We start from the raw sequence: 15,952 nt of genomic DNA on the forward strand, positions 1-15,952 counted from the left end.
CCGCGCGCCCCTCATGCCCGCACGCCGTACAGCGCCAACTGGCGCAGGCAGGCTTCACGATGGGCATCGCCGCTGTCCACCGCCGACAGGAAGCCCGGCAGGCGCAGGGCGAACGGCTGCTGGCGTTGCGACAGCTCCAGCACCCAGTAGCACAAGCGCGACAGGCGCTCTTCGATGTCGCCGCCCAGCGCCATGAAATCCAGGCACAAATCGTGGCCCGACAGGTCCGTGAACTCCTTGACCATCAGCCCCTGCCCCCGGGACCACGCCTTCCAGTGCATGCGCCGCAGCGAATCGCCGGCCTGCCACGGGCGCAGGCCCTGATAATCGTCGACGCCTTCCCCGCGCGTGGCCTGGCCGTCGTCCTCGGCATGAGGTTGCACCCCTTGCAGCAACGGCATGCTGCCGGGCACCGGGCGCGGGTAGATCAACACCGTCTGCTCCAGGTCCAGCCAGCTCCAGGCGCGGAAGATGCCCAGCGGAAACACACTTTCGACCCGCAGGCGCGGCGCCCGCAGCCAGCCACGGTTGATCGCAGGCAGGGTCAGCGCCACTTCCTGCTGGCTATGGGCAGCGACGTCGGCCTGTTCGAGCTGTTCGGTGTCCCAGCCCAGGGCGATGGCATGATGGCCGCTGCCGGCGCTCTCCAGACGCAGGCGCAGTTGCACCGGCTCGCCGACGAACACCGAGCGGGCGTTGCTGGCACTGAGCACCAGCCCGGTGAAATTGCGGTAGGTGTGCAGAATCGCGAGGATGCCCACCGACAGCATCAGGAATGTCAGGCCGTAGGCCAGGCTGTTCTGGTAGTTGATCGACACCAGCAACAGCAACACCAGCACGAACGCGTACGTGCCACCGACCCGGGTCGGCAGTATGAAGATTCGACGGTGATTCAGCTCGATCCGCGAGGCCGGGGGGATACGGCGTCCCACCCAGCGCTGCCAGAGCGGCTTGAACTGTTCGATCAAAGCACCGGCACCTCGCGCAGCAGCCACTGGACCAACGCCCCGCCTCCATGCCCGGTGGGGTCGGTACGATCGCGCAAGCGATGGCCGATCACCGCAGGCAGGATCGCCTGGACGTCTTCAGGTATCACGTAATCACGACCGATCAACAAGGCCCAGGCCCGCGCCGCCGACAAAATCGCAAGGCTGGCCCTGGGCGACAGCCCGTACGCAAACTGCGGCTGGCTGCGAGTGGCGTCCACCAGGCGCAGGACATAGTCGATCAGCGCATCGCTGGCCCGCACCCGCCGGGCCTCTTCCTGCAAGGCGGCCAGTTGCCCGTGATCGATGATCGGCTCGATGCGCGGCAGCAGCTCGCGGCGGGATTCGCTCTGCAACAGCGCCTTTTCCGCCGAGCGCGCCGGGTAGCCCAGCGACAGACGCATCAGGAAACGGTCCAGTTGCGACTCGGGCAAAGCAAAGGTGCCGCCCTGGCTGAACGGGTTCTGCGTCGCAATGACAAAAAACGGATCAGGCAGCAGCCGGGTTGCCCCTTCGATGGTCACCTGCCCTTCCTCCATGGCTTCGAGCAATGCGCTCTGGCTCTTGGGGGTGGCCCGGTTGATCTCGTCGGCCAGCACCAGTTCGGCGAAGATAGGCCCCGGATGAAAGGTGAACTGCCCGGTTTCCCGGTTGAAGATCGAGGTACCGAGGATGTCGCCCGGCAGCAGGTCGGAGGTGAACTGGATGCGCTGGAAGCTCAGGCCCAGGACACGGGCCAGGGTGTGGCTCAAGGTGGTCTTGCCCATGCCGGGCAAATCCTCGATCAGCAGATGGCCCCCGCCGAGCAGGCAGGTCAGGGCCAATCGCACCTGAGGCTCCTTGCCCAGTACCACCTCGTTGATCGCGTTCAGACACAGATCGAGTTTTCTGCCCATTGGAAAGCCTCCCCAGGCGACTGCTCACGGCTCAAGGACCGCAGAAAAGACCTAGCGTACAGCCACTTTAAAATCAGCGTAGGCCTTTTCGCCAGAGCGGGATGGGATTGGGGATGGATTTATTGCAAAGGCAGTTGAACAAGTGACGCGAGCCCGTAGCAGCACGGCTTGCCGGCGGGAGCGGTACATCAGACAGTGATGCATTGCCTGACACGCCGCTCCCGCCGGCAAGCCGTGCTGCTACGGAGAGGTCATTTCAGCGCCCTGCGCGGGATTCGCGAATGTAGAAGCGCGCTTTCTCGGCCTTCTCGTTGCAGCCTTCAAAGGCTTCGAACTGCTGTTGGGTCTTGGCGCCGGTCAGCAACGACAGGGCCTTGGAGTAACTGACGGTACCGGCAAAGCCTTCGGCCTTGGCCAGGTCCAGCTCGTGCCAGGCGGCGTCCAGATTGGTGGCGCAGCTGTCGCGGTAGGCGGTTTTACCGGCGCAGCCTGTGAGAACAAGGGCGAGCAATGGCAGGCAGATCCAGGCTTTCATCGGGTGTTACCTCAACAATGGAAATCGACAATGCGAGTTGGACGGTGCGTCGATGCAAAAGTGCCATAACGGCGCGTCGCAGAGTATCTGTTTTATGTCGCACGGGTTATACAAACACCTGATGATTCGCGGCAGGCTTGGGCGTAGGGTAGAAGCACTGCAACGGGGGACCTGCCAATGAAAAAAAGAATAGCGCTGGTGTTGGGGTCCGGCGGTGCCAGGGGGTATGCGCACATCGGGGTGATCGAGGAACTGGAGCGGCGCGGGTATGACATCGCCTGCGTCGCCGGGTGTTCGATGGGGGCAGTGGTCGGCGGGATTTACGCCGCCGGAAAATTGCCGCAGTACCGGGCCTGGATCGAAAGCCTCGATTACCTCGATGTGCTGCGTCTGGTGGACGTGAGCTTTCGTCTGGGGGCGATTCGCGGGGAGAAGGTGTTCGGGCAGATTCGCGAGATCGTCGGCGAGGTGAATATCGAGGATTTGCGCATCCCCTACACCGCCGTCGCGACCGACCTGACCAACCAGCAGGAAATCTGGTTCCAGGAAGGCAATCTGCATGCGGCCATGCGCGCGTCGGCGGCGATCCCCACCCTTTTCACCCCGGTGGTCCAGGGCAACCGCACCCTGGTGGACGGCGGCCTGCTCAACCCTTTGCCGATCGTGCCGGTGGTCTCCAGCCACTGCGACCTGATCGTGGCGGTCAACCTCAACTCCACCAACCAGAAGCAGTATCAGCTCCCGGTGATCGAACGCCCGCCGGCGGTGAAGAAACGCTTCGACAGCCTGATCGCCTCCATCGGCTCGCACCTGCCATTCCGGCGCAAGCTGGAGGTCGGCGGTGGCGATGTGTTGCGCCTGCAGCAGGACAGCCTCAAGGCCACCGCCGCCGTGCTGCCGGATCCCTGGCCAGGCGCGGGAGGCGAGTCGGCCAACCCTCAGGGCCAGCAGCCGGCGGCGGCCCCCACCGAACCCGGCGCGCCGAAGTCGGCCAGCGGCGCGGTGATCATCGATAACGTCGGCCCCGCCTCACTGCTGGACCTGATCAACCAGAGCTTCGAGGTCATGCAGACGTCACTGGCGCAATACAAGATCGCCGGTTACCCGCCCGACATCCTGATCAACGTGCCCAAGCGGGTCTGCCGTTTCTTCGAGTTCTACAAGGCCCCGGAGCTGATCGCGCTGGGGCGTGAAATTGCCCGGGATACGCTGGATCGGTACGAGCGCGAGCACTAGGCCGAAATCAGCCGATACCCCACCCCCGCCTCGGTCACGATGAAGCGGGGCGCGGTCGGGTCATCGGCGAGTTTCTGGCGCAGGTGACCGACGACGATGCGCAGGTAATGGGTATCCTCCACGTGGGTAGGCCCCCAGATGTCCTTGAGCAGTTGCTGCTGGGTAATGACCCGCCCCGGATGCCGCGCCAGTTGCGCAAGGACTGCGTATTCCTTGCGGGTCAGGGCGACTTCGTTGCCGTCGAGCATCACCCGCCGATAGGCAAGATCCACAGTCAGCGGACCGATCACCAGCGCCGACTCGGCTTGACCGGAGTCCGGCGCCTGGCGCAACAGGGCCCGGATGCGCGCCAGAAACTCCTGGATGCCGAACGGCTTGGTCACGTAGTCGTTGGCGCCTGAATCCAGCGCCCGTACCTTTTCCCCTTCACTGGCGCGCACCGACAACACCAGCACCGGCACTGCCGACCATTCGCGGAACTGGCTGAGCACGTCCTGGCCGTCCATGTCCGGCAGGCCCAGGTCGAGCACCAGCAGATCGGGCTTGTTCAGCGCCGCCTGGCTCAGCCCGTCGCTCCCGGTGCCGGCTTCCAGCACTTTGTAGCCCTGTGAGGCGAGACTGATGCGCAGGAACTTGCGAATCTGCGGTTCATCGTCGATCACCAGAATGGTTGCCGTCTGGCTCATGGTTTTCCTGTTAAATAGTCACTTGGGACCCGTAGCAGCACGGCTTGCCGGCGGGAGCGGTACATCCGTCAGTGATGCATCGCCTGACACGCCGCCCCCGCCGGCAAGCCGTGCTGCTACGGGTCCTCATTTTGTCAGCAGAAGCCTAACCCATTGCCGCCTCGGTTTCCCCCTGGGGCTGCGTCTGCAGCGGCAGGTGCAGGCTGATGCGGGTGCCGCGTCCGTCGATGCCGTCACCCACGCTGATCCGCCCGCCGTGGGCGCCGACCATGCCCTGACAGATCGCCAGCCCTAGCCCCGTGCCCTGCCCGCCGCGATCGCCGCGGGCGGCGGTGTAGAACATGTCGAAGATCTTCGCCCGTTCATCCTCGGGAATGCCCGGCCCCTCGTCGCTGACTGAAAAAACCAGCTCATCGGACGAGGCGTTCACTTCCATCTGCAAGCGGCCATGGAGCGGCGAAAAGCGCGCTGCGTTTTCCACCACGTTGATCAGCGCCTGCTCGATGAGCGCCGCATGCACGTACAGCAACGGCAGCTCGACGGGCAGCTCGGTATTGACCTGCAACGGCGCCAGCACCGCACGCAGGCGGTTCAGGGTGCTGCCGACGATATCTGCCGGGGCGACCCAGTCCCGGGCCAGTTTCAGCGCACCGTGGCCCAGGCGGGTCATGTCCAGCAGGTTCTGGATGTAGCGATCCAGGCGCTCGGCCTCATCGCGAGTGCCTTCCAGCAGCTCCTGACGATCCGCCAGCGGGATCGCCTCGCCCAGCGCCAGCAGGCTGTCGATGCTGCCACGCATGGCGGTCAGGGGCGTGCGCAAGTCATGGGACACCGAGGCCAGCAAGGCGCTGCGCAGCTGTTCGGTTTCGCCATGCAGGCGGGCGGCTTCCAGGTCTTCGGCCAGCCGCGCGCGCGCCAGCGCCTGACCCAATGGCTGGCTCAGGGCAGTCAGCAGACGTCGGCGCTGGGCTGTGAAACTCTGCCCGGCCCGTGGCCGGACGCCGAGCAACGCCAGCGGCGCATCATCGACCCACAACGGCAGGAACCACCAGGCACCCGACGGCAAGGTGCCGGTGCCCTTGCCCGCAGGTTGGCCGTGCTGCCAGGCCCAATCGGCGGCGGCCCGCTCGAACTCGGACAACTGCAGGGCGCCGCCGCTTTCCACTTTCCAGCCTTGCTGGTTCTGGTTGTCGAGGATGCACACCTCCAGCTCCTGCCAGCCGGCCAGATGCTGCTCGGCGGCGCTGAGCACGGCCTGGCGGTCGGTTGCGGCGGTCAGGCGCCGGGACAGGTCAAGCAGTTCGCTGGTTTCTTCCTGAGTGTCGCGCAGCGCCTGCAATTGCCGCCGTTGCCGGGCCGCGAGGTTGCCGGTCAGGGCGGCCATCAGCAGGAAGAACAGCAAGGTCAGCACGTCTTCTTCGCGCTGGATGCTCAGGGAGAAATTCGGCGGGATGAACAGGAAGTCATAGGCCAGGAACGACAGCACCGAGCAGACCATCGCCGGGCCCACGCTGCTGCGCACTGCCACCAGCAGCACGGCGGCAAGGAACACCAGCGAGATATTTGGCAGTGCCAGCACGCTCGCTACTGCCCAGGCCAGGGCACTGGCGCAGATCGTCGCCAGCACCGCCAGCAGGTAATCGAACCAGGGCGTCGCACGGGGCGTGTTCGAGCGCGGCTGATCAGGCCGCGCTTCGCTGTCTAGCACGTTGATCTCAAGGCCATGGGCGTTACGCAACAACCGGGCCGCCAGGCCACCGCCGAACACACGACGGCGCAACAGAGGCCGCGACTGGCCCACCAGCACCAGGCTAGCCCGACGTTCGGCGGCGTGCTGAATCAGGGTTTTCGCCACTTCCGGGGCACGCAACACCACGACCTCGCCACCCAGGCGTTCGGCCAGTTGCTGGGCGTTTTGCAGGCGGCTGCGGGCGACTTCATCGAAGAACCGGCCGTTATCGACGTGCACCAGGGTCCACGGCAAATGCCGGCGCTGAGCCACGCGGCTGGCATGGCGCACCAGCCGTTCAGCCTGCGCATCGCCGTCCACGCCCACCAGCAATCGGCCGCGTACCGCAGGCGCGGCCTGGCCCAGTTGGCGATAGCCCAGCGCCAGATCGTTATCGACCTGGGCGGCGGCGGTCTGCATCGCCAGTTCGCGCAGGGCGGTGAGGTTGGTCTGGGTGAAGAACGCGTCGATGGCCGCCCGCGCCTGTTCCGGCACATAGACCTTGCCGTCGCGCAGACGCTCCAGCAACTCCCGGGGCGGCAGGTCGATCAACACCAGCTCGAAGGCTTCCTGCAGCACCCAGTCCGGCAGGGTTTCGCGCACCTGCACGCCGGTGATGCCGCGCACCTGATCGTTGAGGCTTTCCAGATGCTGCACGTTGACCGTGGTGTAGACGTCGATGCCCGCCGAGAGCAATTCCTGAATGTCCTGCCAGCGCTTGGTGTGGCGGCTGCCCGGCGCGTTGCTGTGGGCCAGTTCGTCCACCAGTGCCAGTTTGGGACGGGCCTTGAGCAGGCCGTCCAGGTCCATTTCTTCGAGCATCACGCCACGGTATTCGCTGCGCAGCATCGGTTGCTGGGCCAGCCCGCCGAGCAAGGCTTCGGTCTCGCTGCGGCCGTGGGTTTCCACCACGCCCACCAGCACCGAAACGCCCTGGCGCAACTGGGTGTGCGCGGCCTGCAGCATGGCGTAGGTCTTGCCAACGCCGGGCGCGGCCCCCAGAAAGACCTTGAGCCGGCCACGGTCGTCCCGGGGAAGAGAGGCCAGCAAGGCGTCGGCGCGGCTGTCTGAATTCACGATGGTTGTCCTGATGAAAATTGCCTGTTCGATAATCCCGAGACACACCCTGTAGGAGCGCGCTTGCCCGCGACTGCGGTGTGTCATGCACCATATGTTTCACAGGGAGATCGCCGTCGCGGGCAAGCGCGCTCCTACAGGGTTGCCAGGTCAATTACCTTTTCCCCATCACCGCCCATCGTAGGAGCGCGGTGTGCCTGCTACTGCCGAATCTCACTCAAACCCTGATTCAACGCCAGCACATTCACCACCGGCGGGCCGATCAGCGAATGTTCGGTGTTGGCCGCCACTAGGCGCTGCACGGTCTCCCGCGGCAGGTGCCGGGCGACGGCCACGCGGGTTACCTGGTAATCGGCCGCAGCAGGCGACAGATGAGGGTCCAGGCCGCTGCCCGAGGTGGTCAACAGGTTCAGCGGCACCGGCCCCTGCCCTTCGACTTTCTCCTGCGCGGCATCATCGCCGATGCGCTTGGCCAACGCCGGGTTGCTCGGCGACAGGTTGCTCGCGCCGCTGGCCACCGTGGCGTAGGCCCCTGCGGACGGACGCGAATGAAACCACTCTTCCCCAGTGAAATTCTGCGCGATCAGTTCCGAGCCGCGCACCTTGTCCTGATCGTCGTACACCAGGCTGCCATTGGCCTGTTCCGGGAACGCCACCTGGGCGAGGCCGGTCACCACCAGCGGATATGCCACGCCGGTGATCAGGGTCATCAGCACAATCAGGCTCACGGCGGGACGCACTATAGTCGACATCTCTCAATCCTCGATCAATTCAGTGGCTGCGGCGGTCGCCCTCTGGCAATCCCGCCCGCAGCGCAGGTAACGGTTACACCAGGTGCAGCGCGGTCAGCAGCAGGTCGATGAGCTTGATCCCTACAAACGGCACCACGATCCCGCCCAGCCCGTAGATCAGCAGGTTGCGCCGCAGCAGATGCGCCGCGCTCGCCGCCTGCACCCGCACGCCGCGCAGGGCCAGGGGAATCAGCACCACGATGATCAGCGCATTGAAGACGATGGCCGAGAGAATCGCGCTCTGGGGGCTGGCCAGGTGCATGATGTTGAGCACGCCAAGCTGCGGGTAGATCGCCGCGAACAGCGCCGGCAGAATCGCGAAGTACTTGGCCACGTCGTTGGCAATCGAAAAGGTGGTCAGCGCGCCACGGGTCACCAGCAATTCCTTGCCGATCTGCACCACGTCCAGCAGCTTGGTCGGGTCGCTGTCCAGATCGACCATATTGGCCGCTTCCCGCGCCGCCTGGGTGCCGTCGTTCATCGCCATGCCGACGTCCGCCTGGGCCAGCGCCGGGGCATCGTTGGCGCCGTCGCCACACATCGCCACCAGACGCCCGTCGTTCTGTTCCTGACGAATGCGCTCCAGTTTTTTCTCAGGCGTAGCTTCAGCCAGCACGTCATCGACCCCCGCCTCGGCGGCAATCGCAGCGGCGGTGAGCGGGTTGTCGCCAGTCACCATCACGGTGCGAATCCCCAGCTTGCGCAGCTCGTCGAAACGTTCTCGGATACCGGGCTTGACCACGTCCTTGAGGTGAATGGCCCCCAAGAGCTTGCCGTCGCCACACACCAGCAGCGGAGTACCACCGGTCTTGGCGATCTTGTCGATTTCCCGGGCCAGCGGCGCGGGCAGGTCGCTGCGATCACGGCCCAGGAACGCCAGCAGCGAATCCACTGCGCCCTTGCGGAACACGCGACCGTCGTAATCGACGCCGGACAAGCGGGTTTCGGCGCTGAAAGGTACGGCGGTCAACTGGCTCGCCGCAGGTTCGGCGAACTGATGCAGCCCGCGCAGGTATTCGACAATCGATTTGCCTTCGGCGGTGTCGTCCGCCAGCGAGGCCAGCAGCGTGCCTTCGCTCAGTTCCTTGCCGCTGACGCCGGGCGCCGCATACACCGCCGCGCAACGACGATTGCCGAAAGTGATGGTGCCGGTCTTGTCCAGCAGCAGAACGTGCACGTCCCCCGCCGCTTCCACAGCACGGCCGGATTTGGCGATCACGTTCAGGCGCACCAGGCGGTCCATGCCGGCGATGCCGATGGCCGACAGCAAGCCACCGATGGTGGTGGGAATCAGCGTGACCAGCAGCGCCACCAGGAACACCAGCGGCAGGTCACCGCCCGCGAAATGGGCAAACGGCTGCAGGGTCACAACCACCAGCAGGAAGATCAGGGTCAGGCCGATCAGCAGGATGTCCAGCGCCACTTCGTTGGGGGTTTTCTGGCGCTTGGCGCCTTCGACCAGGGCGATCATGCGGTCCAGGGTCGACTCGCCGGGGTTGGCGCTGATGCGCACCAGCAGCCAGTCCGACACCAGCCGGGTATTGCCGGTGACCGCCGAACGATCACCGCCGGACTCACGAATCACCGGCGCAGACTCACCGGTGATCGCCGCCTCGTTGACCGCCGCGATGCCTTCGATGACCTCGCCGTCACCGGGAATCAGCTCCCCGGCTTCGACGCGCACCACATCGCCCTTGCGCAGGGTGCTGGCGTTGACCGTGATGTAGGCCCCGGTCGCCCCTTGCAGGCGCGCCTTGAGGCCATCGGTCCCGGCCTTGAGGCTGTCGGCCCGCGCCTTGCCACGGCCTTCGGCCAGTGCTTCGGCGAAGTTGGCGAACAGCACGGTGAACCACAGCCAAAGAGCGATCTGCACGGCGACAAAGGTCGGTACGGCAGGGTTGGGGATCAAACACAGGATCGTGGTCAGGATCGCTGTCAGTTCGACCACCAGCATCACCGGCGCACGTTGCAACTGGCGCGGGTCGAGCTTGACGAAGGCTTGAATCAACGCCGGGCGCCACAGCTGGGCGAAACCGGTTTTGGCCGACTCCGTCACCGGCTGTTGAGCATTTTTGATTACAGGTGCAGGCATGTTCATGATTCGGTCCTCAGAAACCCAGGCTCAAATGTTCGGCAATCGGCCCCAGCGCCAGGGTCGGCAGGAAAGTCAGGCCGCCCACCAGCAGGATGGTCACGGTCAACAGGCTCACGAACAGCGGGCCGTGGGTCGGGAAACTGTTCAGGCCCAGCGGCGCGGTTTTCTTCGCCGCAAGGCTGCCCGCCAGTGCCAGCACCGGCAGGATGTAGCCGAAGCGGCCGATGAACATCGCAAGGCTGAGCATCAGGTTGTGGAACAGCGTGTTGGCACTGAAACCGCCGAATGCCGAACCGTTGTTGGCGGTGGCTGAGGTGTAGGTGTAAAGCAGCTGACTGAAGCCGTGGGGGCCGGGGTTGCTCACCGCACCGGCAGGCCCCGGCAGGGAGGCCGCCAGCGCACCCAGCACCAGCACGCCGACCGGCATCACGATCAGGGTGGCGACCAGCAGCTTCACTTCCCGCGCTTGTAGCTTCTTGCCCAGGTATTCCGGGGTGCGGCCGATCATCAGGCCGGCCAGGAACACGGCGATCAGCACGTTGAGCAACATCCCGTAGAGCCCCGCGCCCACACCGCCGAAGATCACCTCGCCGACCATCATGTTGGCCAGGGCGATCATACCGGTCAGCGGGTTGAGGCTGTCATGCATGCCGTTGACCGAGCCGTTGGATGCCGCAGTGGTGGTGGTCGCCCACAGCACGGTGGCGGTGGTGCCGAAGCGGGTTTCCTTGCCTTCCATCGGCGCGGTCTGCTCGACCGAGGCCAGGTTCAGCGTCGGGTTGGGCTGGTATTCGGCCCAAAGCGCCGTGGCGCCGCCAATCAGGAACAGCGCCAGCATGCAGGCGATGATCGCGCGGCTCTGGCGCATGTCCTTGACGTAATGGCCGAAGGTGAACACCAGCGCCACCGGGATCAGGATGATCGACACCAGCTCAAAGAGGTTGCTCCAGGCCGTCGGATTTTCGAACGGATGCGCCGAGTTGACGCCGAAGAAGCCGCCGCCGTTGGTGCCCAGTTGCTTGATCGCGATCTGGCTGGCCGCCGGGCCCAGGGGAATACTCTGGTCGGCGCCTTGCAGGGTCACGGCATCCACGTAATGGGCAAAGGTTTGCGGCACGCCCTGCCAGACCAGGAACAGCGCCAGCACGATGCACAGCGGCAACAGGCCGTAGAGGGTGGCGCGGGTCATGTCGGCCCAGAAGTTGCCCAGATGCTGCGTCGAGCGGCGACCGATCCCGCGACAGAACGCCACCAGCACCGCGATACCGGTGGCGGCGCTGACGAAGTTCTGCACGGTCAGGCCGGCCATCTGGCTCAGGTAGCTCAACGAGGCCTCGCCGCTGTAGCTCTGCCAGTTGGTGTTGGTGACGAAACTCATCGCGGTGTTGAACGCCAGCGACCACTCCATCCCCGGCAAGCCTTGGGGATTGAGGGGCAGCGCGCCCTGAAACAGCAGAATCGCGAACAACGCGACAAAGCCCGCCAGGTTGAACGCCAGCAGGGCCAGGGTGTAGCTCTTCCAGTTCTGTTCGACCTTGGGGTCAACGCCGGACAGGCGATAGCAGATGCGCTCCACCGGCCCCATCACCGGGGTCAGGAAGGTGCGTTCGCCTTCCATGACCTTGTAGTAGAAACGGCCCAGCAACGGCGCGGGCAGCAGCACCAATGCGAAGAAGGCCAGAATCAGCAGATAGTCATACCCGTGCATGGCCGTCACTCCTCGACCCGGCCAGCGCGCAGCAGCGCCACCAGCAAGTACACGAACAACCCTGCCGCCAACAGCAGTGACACCCCATCCAGAACGCTCATGAAAAAACTCTCCGTCATACGGCGATTGCCGTGTGTAGGAATTGTCGTCATGAGGGGTGTAAAGGAACGAGATCGAGGGTAGGCGCGGGGCATAAAGAAAGCGTAAAGAGTGCCGATTTCACCCCAGTCTGTAGGAGCGCGCTTGCCCGCGACCGCGGTGGGTCAGGGCATCTGATGTTGAATGACACACCGCGGTCGCGGGCAAGCGCGCTCCTACAACAAACGTTATTAACCGCTTTGTACATTTCTTGATACATTCAAGACATCGCGCCGACACCCGACAGGCTCACCCTTCCGCCCCGCTCGCCTGCGCAGTAGCATGGCAGCGTCGTTCCTCACCCGCGGCCTTCCCGGCGGCATCACATGGCGGCAGCAACATGCAAACGACCCCTGACAGCAACACCGCCAACGCTCCGGCTGAAGAGCGGCGCTGGAACACTCGCGCGCTGATCGTCGATGACGACGTGCCGATCCGCGAACTGTTGTGCGACTACCTGGCCCGTTTCAACATCCAGAGCACCGGCGTCACTGATGGCAATGCAATGCGCCAGGCCCTGGCCGAGGAAACCTACGACGTGGTGGTGCTGGACCTGATGCTGCCGGGCGAAGACGGCCTGTCGTTGTGCCGCTGGCTGCGCAGCACCTCTGACATTCCGATCCTGATGCTGACCGCCCGCTGCGAGCCGACCGACCGCATCATCGGCCTTGAGCTGGGCGCCGACGATTACATGGCCAAGCCCTTCGAGCCTCGCGAGCTGGTGGCGCGGATCCAGACCATCCTGCGCCGGGTGCGCGACGACCGCACCGAAGAGCGTACCACCCTGCGCTTCGACAACTGGCGCCTGAACAGCGTGCTGCGCCAACTGACTGCGCCCGACGGCCTGGTGGTGCCGCTGTCCAACGCCGAATTCCGCCTGCTGCGCGTGTTCCTCGAACGCCCGCGCCGGGTATTGAACCGCGAACAACTGCTCGACGCCGCCCGTGGCCGCTCCATCGAGGCATTCGATCGCAGCATTGACCTGTTGGTCTCGCGCCTGCGCCAGAAACTGGGTGACGATCCCAAGTCCCCGCAACTGATCAAGACCGTACGTGGCGAAGGCTATATGTTCGACGCCAGGGACATTGGTTGATCCGCTCGGCCGACACCCTCTTCGCCCGCCTGTTCGGCGGCGCGCTGCTGGCCATCGTCCTGGCGCACCTGCTGGCGTTCATCTGGTTTCACCACTACGGCCCGGCGATGCCGCCACCGCCGCCCGCCGGTCAGCAGAACGTTCATCCCATGCCGCCTGCAGGGGAACAGAGCGAGCTTTCGTCGGCCCTCGACGCCCTGCGCCCGCCCCCGCCGCCACCCGGACGCCCGCCGTTTCTCGGCATTCCGCTGATCCCGCTGTTCTTTCAACTGGTCACCCTGGTGATTGCCGCCTGGTTCGGGGCCAAGGCCTTGAGCCGACCGGTCCAGCGTATCAGTGACGCGGCCGAGCGCCTGAGCGAAAACCTCGACAGCCCGCCGTTGACCATCACCGGCCCCAGGGAAGCGCGTCAGGCGGCTGCGACGTTCAACCTGATGCAGGAGCGTATTCGCGAACAGGTGCAGCAACGCGGGCGCATGCTGGCCGCCGTTTCCCACGACCTGCGCACGCCCCTGGCGCGCTTGAAACTGCGCGTCGAACAGATTGAAGAGCCCAGGCTGCATGGCCAGATGACCCAGGATCTGAACGACATGATCGGCATGCTCGATGCGACCCTGACCTACCTGAACGAGCAGCGCACCAGCGAGGCCCTGCAGTATTTCGACGTGCAGGCGCTGATCGAATCGCTGACCGAGAACGCCCAGGACAATGGCGACGACGTGCAGGCCAGCGGTACATGCAAACCGCTGAAATCCCAGCCCATGGCCCTGCGCTCCTGCCTGCACAACCTGATCGACAACGCCCTGCGCTACGCCGGACACGCGCGAGTGGTGATCGAGGATGCCAGCGACAGGCTGCAAGTGCGGGTGATAGATCAGGGCCCGGGCATTGCGGAGAATTTGCGCGAAGCGGTGTTCGAGCCCTTCTATCGCGTCGAGGGTTCGCGCAACCGCAACTCCGGCGGCGTCGGCATCGGCATGACCATCGCCCGCGAAGCCGCCCGGCGCATGGGCGGTGATCTGCGCCTGGAAGAAACGCCGGGCGGCGGCCTGACCGCCGTGCTCGACCTGCCACGTATCTGAATGCTCTTTCCATGCTGGCCGTTCCAAAGGCACACCTGTAGGAGCGCGCTTGCCCGCGACCGCAGTGTGTCATTGACCTTCAGGTGCCCTGACACACTGCGGTCGCGGGCAAGCGCGCTCCTACGGTGCATGTACGCAGGCGCCGCGTAAGCCCCGCGTTACAAACCCCACACACCCCCGACACCCACACCCCCGACGCTGCATGAGCCGGTAAACCGAGCCGGCTCTATCCATTCGAAGGGAGGCAGTCCGATGATCTCAGGCATCAGCGGCAGCAGCAGTTATTCCGGGTACGCCAGCTCAAGCAGCACCACCAGCACCGACAAGAGCAAGAAATTCGCCGAGGATCTGCTGAAGAAACTCGACACCAATGGCGATGGCAGCATCGACAAGGATGAACTCAGCTCAGCCTTGTCTTCCGACTCCAAGGACGGGATCACGGTCAGTCTGAGCAAGGCGTTCGGCGATCTGGACAGCAATGACGATGACAGTCTGGACGTTGACGAGCTGGCCGCCATGACCCCGCCACCGCCACCGCCCATGCAGATGGACGCAGGCTCGGCCGCAGACCAGGCCCAGGACCTGCTCAGTGCACTGGATGCCGACGGTGATGGCAGCATCAGCGAGTCGGAGCTGACCGCTGCATTGCAAGGCGACGATTCAAGCAGCAACTCGAACACCAGCACCCAGGCCACCGAAGCACTGAATCGCATGGTCGCGGCCATCAGCCAAAGCTACAACCTCACAAGCAGCGCGACGGCGGGCAAGTACGTGAGTATTTCTGCCTGACAAAAAAAGACCGCCGCCGGGTCAGTGCCCGACGGCGGTCGCGTTGTTGCGCCCGGTTTACTTGGGCAACTGCCTTGCGCGGCTGTCGGCCACCCAGTCCAGCAACAGGCTGTAGGCCACCGCCAGCAAGGTCGGGCCGATGAACAGGCCGATGAAACCAAAGGCCAGCAATCCGCCGAACACGCCCAGCAGCACGATTACCAGCGGCAGGTTGCCGCCACGGCTGATGAGGTACGGTTTGAGCACATTGTCCACGCCACTGACGATGAACGTGCCCCACAGGCCCAGAAACACCGCCATCCCGTATTCGCCTTTCCAGGCCAGCCACGCCGTGGCCGGAATCCAGATCAGCGGCGGGCCCATGGGCACCAGGCTGAGCAGGAAGGTACCGATGCCCAGCACCAGCGCGCCCGGCACACCGGCAATCAGGAAGCCGATCAGGGCCAGGATGCCCTGTGCCGCCGCCGTGCCGATCACGCCGTTGACCACCCGCTGCACCGTGCCTGCCACCAGATCGACGTAGTATTGCGCACGATCGCCGATCAGCCGCTCCAGCAGGCTGAGCACGAACGCCGCCAGTCTTGGGCCGTCGCGGTAGAAAAAGAACACGAAAACGATGCTCAGGGTCAGCTCGAGAATGCCACCGCCGATCTGCGCGCTACGTGCCAGCAGCCAGTTGCCCACTTGGCCGAAATACGGCTTGATGCTGGCCAGCAAGGCCGCGCCTTGCTGATCGATGGTGGTCCAGTAGCCCACCAGGCGCTCGCCCACCAGAGGAATGTTGCCAAGCCAGGTGGGTGGATCAGGCAGGCCATCGACCTGCACATCCTTGACGAACACCGTGGCATCGCGCACGTGGTCCGCCAGGTTGAAGCCCAGCCACACCAGAGGCGCCGCCACCAGCAGCATCCAGCCCAGGGTCAGGATACCTGCGGCCAGGGATTCGCGGCCATTCAATGCGCGGGTCAGCAGACGCATCAGCGGCCAGCTGGCGAAGGCCAGCACCGCGCCCCAGAACAGCGCCGACCAGAACGGCGCCATCACCCACAGACAGGCGCCCAGCAAGGCGAGCAGAAGAATCTGCACCAACAGGCGGTCGTTATTGAGCATG

At 64.8% G+C, this 15,952-nt stretch carries 14 protein-coding genes; 4 read left to right on the forward strand and 10 right to left on the reverse strand.

From position 1 onward, the window contains the following. Positions 1-11 precede the first annotated feature (11 nt). From ACIPO9_RS12035 to ACIPO9_RS12045, 3 genes are all read right to left on the reverse strand, one after another. On the reverse strand, positions 12-995 hold the full coding sequence (locus ACIPO9_RS12035) for a DUF58 domain-containing protein (RefSeq protein ID WP_274131363.1): 984 nt from the start codon (positions 993-995) through the stop codon (positions 12-14). Beyond that, on the reverse strand, positions 965-1,882 hold the full coding sequence (locus ACIPO9_RS12040; RefSeq protein ID WP_274131364.1) for a MoxR family ATPase: 918 nt from the start codon (positions 1,880-1,882) through the stop codon (positions 965-967). Before ACIPO9_RS12040 ends, ACIPO9_RS12035 begins: the two co-directional genes overlap by 31 nt. Before the next feature lie 256 nt (positions 1,883-2,138). After that, positions 2,139-2,417 carry a hypothetical protein gene (locus ACIPO9_RS12045; protein ID WP_166595210.1) on the reverse strand — a complete coding sequence of 93 codons (279 nt, stop codon included), beginning with the start codon at positions 2,415-2,417 and terminating at the stop codon, positions 2,139-2,141. 177 nt (positions 2,418-2,594) lie between these two features. Here ACIPO9_RS12045 and ACIPO9_RS12050 point away from each other — a divergent pair, with 177 nt between their 5' ends. Then, positions 2,595-3,653, forward strand: a complete 1,059-nt coding sequence (locus ACIPO9_RS12050) for a patatin-like phospholipase family protein (protein WP_400781110.1) — start codon at positions 2,595-2,597, stop codon at positions 3,651-3,653. Here the strand turns inward: ACIPO9_RS12050 and ACIPO9_RS12055 are convergent. The 6 genes from ACIPO9_RS12055 to kdpF all read right to left on the reverse strand — a co-directional run bounded on the left by ACIPO9_RS12055 (position 3,650) and on the right by kdpF (position 11,840). After that, complete coding sequence (locus ACIPO9_RS12055; protein ID WP_400609242.1) at positions 3,650-4,339, reverse strand: response regulator; 690 nt, start codon at positions 4,337-4,339, stop codon at positions 3,650-3,652. The two genes, ACIPO9_RS12050 and ACIPO9_RS12055, sit on opposite strands and share 4 nt — an antisense overlap. A 145-nt stretch (positions 4,340-4,484) precedes the next feature. Beyond that, a complete protein-coding gene (locus ACIPO9_RS12060) occupies positions 4,485-7,145 on the reverse strand; it encodes a DUF4118 domain-containing protein (protein WP_400781112.1) in 2,661 nt (886 codons plus the stop codon). Between the two features lie 200 nt (positions 7,146-7,345). Continuing rightward, on the reverse strand, positions 7,346-7,897 hold the full coding sequence (gene kdpC, locus ACIPO9_RS12065) for a potassium-transporting ATPase subunit KdpC (RefSeq protein ID WP_400609247.1): 552 nt from the start codon (positions 7,895-7,897) through the stop codon (positions 7,346-7,348). A gap of 73 nt (positions 7,898-7,970) precedes the next feature. Further along, a complete protein-coding gene (kdpB, locus tag ACIPO9_RS12070) occupies positions 7,971-10,034 on the reverse strand; it encodes a potassium-transporting ATPase subunit KdpB (RefSeq protein ID WP_400781114.1) in 2,064 nt (687 codons plus the stop codon). Positions 10,035-10,044: 10 nt separating this feature from the next. Next, positions 10,045-11,739 carry a potassium-transporting ATPase subunit KdpA gene (kdpA, locus tag ACIPO9_RS12075; RefSeq protein ID WP_400781117.1) on the reverse strand — a complete coding sequence of 565 codons (1,695 nt, stop codon included), beginning with the start codon at positions 11,737-11,739 and terminating at the stop codon, positions 10,045-10,047. 5 nt (positions 11,740-11,744) lie between these two features. Next, the gene (kdpF, locus tag ACIPO9_RS12080; RefSeq protein ID WP_037009437.1) at positions 11,745-11,840 is read right to left on the reverse strand and encodes a K(+)-transporting ATPase subunit F; all 96 of its coding nucleotides are present in this window, start codon (positions 11,838-11,840) and stop codon (positions 11,745-11,747) included. Between the two features lie 377 nt (positions 11,841-12,217). Here kdpF and ACIPO9_RS12085 point away from each other — a divergent pair, with 377 nt between their 5' ends. From ACIPO9_RS12085 to xopAW, 3 genes are all read left to right on the forward strand, one after another. Further along, positions 12,218-12,970, forward strand: a complete 753-nt coding sequence (locus ACIPO9_RS12085) for a response regulator (protein WP_274131372.1) — start codon at positions 12,218-12,220, stop codon at positions 12,968-12,970. Beyond that, on the forward strand, positions 12,967-14,052 hold the full coding sequence (locus ACIPO9_RS12090; protein WP_400781118.1) for a sensor histidine kinase: 1,086 nt from the start codon (positions 12,967-12,969) through the stop codon (positions 14,050-14,052). Before ACIPO9_RS12085 ends, ACIPO9_RS12090 begins: the two co-directional genes overlap by 4 nt. Before the next feature lie 252 nt (positions 14,053-14,304). Next, entirely contained in the window at positions 14,305-14,841 is a 537-nt protein-coding gene (gene xopAW / locus ACIPO9_RS12095) for a XopAW family type III secretion system calcium-binding effector (RefSeq protein ID WP_400781120.1), read from the forward strand. Positions 14,842-14,898: 57 nt separating this feature from the next. Here the strand turns inward: xopAW and ACIPO9_RS12100 are convergent, their stop codons facing one another. Next, complete coding sequence (locus ACIPO9_RS12100) at positions 14,899-15,951, reverse strand: AI-2E family transporter (RefSeq protein ID WP_400609256.1); 1,053 nt, start codon at positions 15,949-15,951, stop codon at positions 14,899-14,901. Position 15,952: the final 1 nt, after the last annotated feature.

Origin of the sequence: Pseudomonas sp. NPDC090203 (assembly GCF_044746765.1) — a bacterium.
Taxonomy (GTDB): domain Bacteria; phylum Pseudomonadota; class Gammaproteobacteria; order Pseudomonadales; family Pseudomonadaceae; genus Aquipseudomonas; species Aquipseudomonas putida_AD.

Excerpts from the sequence above, each read along its gene's own strand:
- xopAW (WP_400781120.1), top strand. The coding sequence starts at position 14,305 with ATGATCTCAGGCATCAGCGGCAGCAGCAGTTATTCCGGGTACGCCAGC.
- kdpA (WP_400781117.1), bottom strand. The coding sequence starts at position 11,739 with ATGCACGGGTATGACTATCTGCTGATTCTGGCCTTCTTCGCATTGGTG.
- kdpF (WP_037009437.1), bottom strand. The coding sequence starts at position 11,840 with ATGAGCGTTCTGGATGGGGTGTCACTGCTGTTGGCGGCAGGGTTGTTC.
- kdpC (WP_400609247.1), bottom strand. The coding sequence starts at position 7,897 with ATGTCGACTATAGTGCGTCCCGCCGTGAGCCTGATTGTGCTGATGACC.
- ACIPO9_RS12055 (WP_400609242.1), bottom strand. The coding sequence starts at position 4,339 with ATGAGCCAGACGGCAACCATTCTGGTGATCGACGATGAACCGCAGATT.
- ACIPO9_RS12045 (WP_166595210.1), bottom strand. The coding sequence starts at position 2,417 with ATGAAAGCCTGGATCTGCCTGCCATTGCTCGCCCTTGTTCTCACAGGC.
- ACIPO9_RS12100 (WP_400609256.1), bottom strand. The coding sequence starts at position 15,951 with ATGCTCAATAACGACCGCCTGTTGGTGCAGATTCTTCTGCTCGCCTTG.
- ACIPO9_RS12050 (WP_400781110.1), top strand. The coding sequence starts at position 2,595 with ATGAAAAAAAGAATAGCGCTGGTGTTGGGGTCCGGCGGTGCCAGGGGG.
- ACIPO9_RS12040 (WP_274131364.1), bottom strand. The coding sequence starts at position 1,882 with ATGGGCAGAAAACTCGATCTGTGTCTGAACGCGATCAACGAGGTGGTA.
- kdpB (WP_400781114.1), bottom strand. The coding sequence starts at position 10,034 with ATGAACATGCCTGCACCTGTAATCAAAAATGCTCAACAGCCGGTGACG.
- ACIPO9_RS12085 (WP_274131372.1), top strand. The coding sequence starts at position 12,218 with ATGCAAACGACCCCTGACAGCAACACCGCCAACGCTCCGGCTGAAGAG.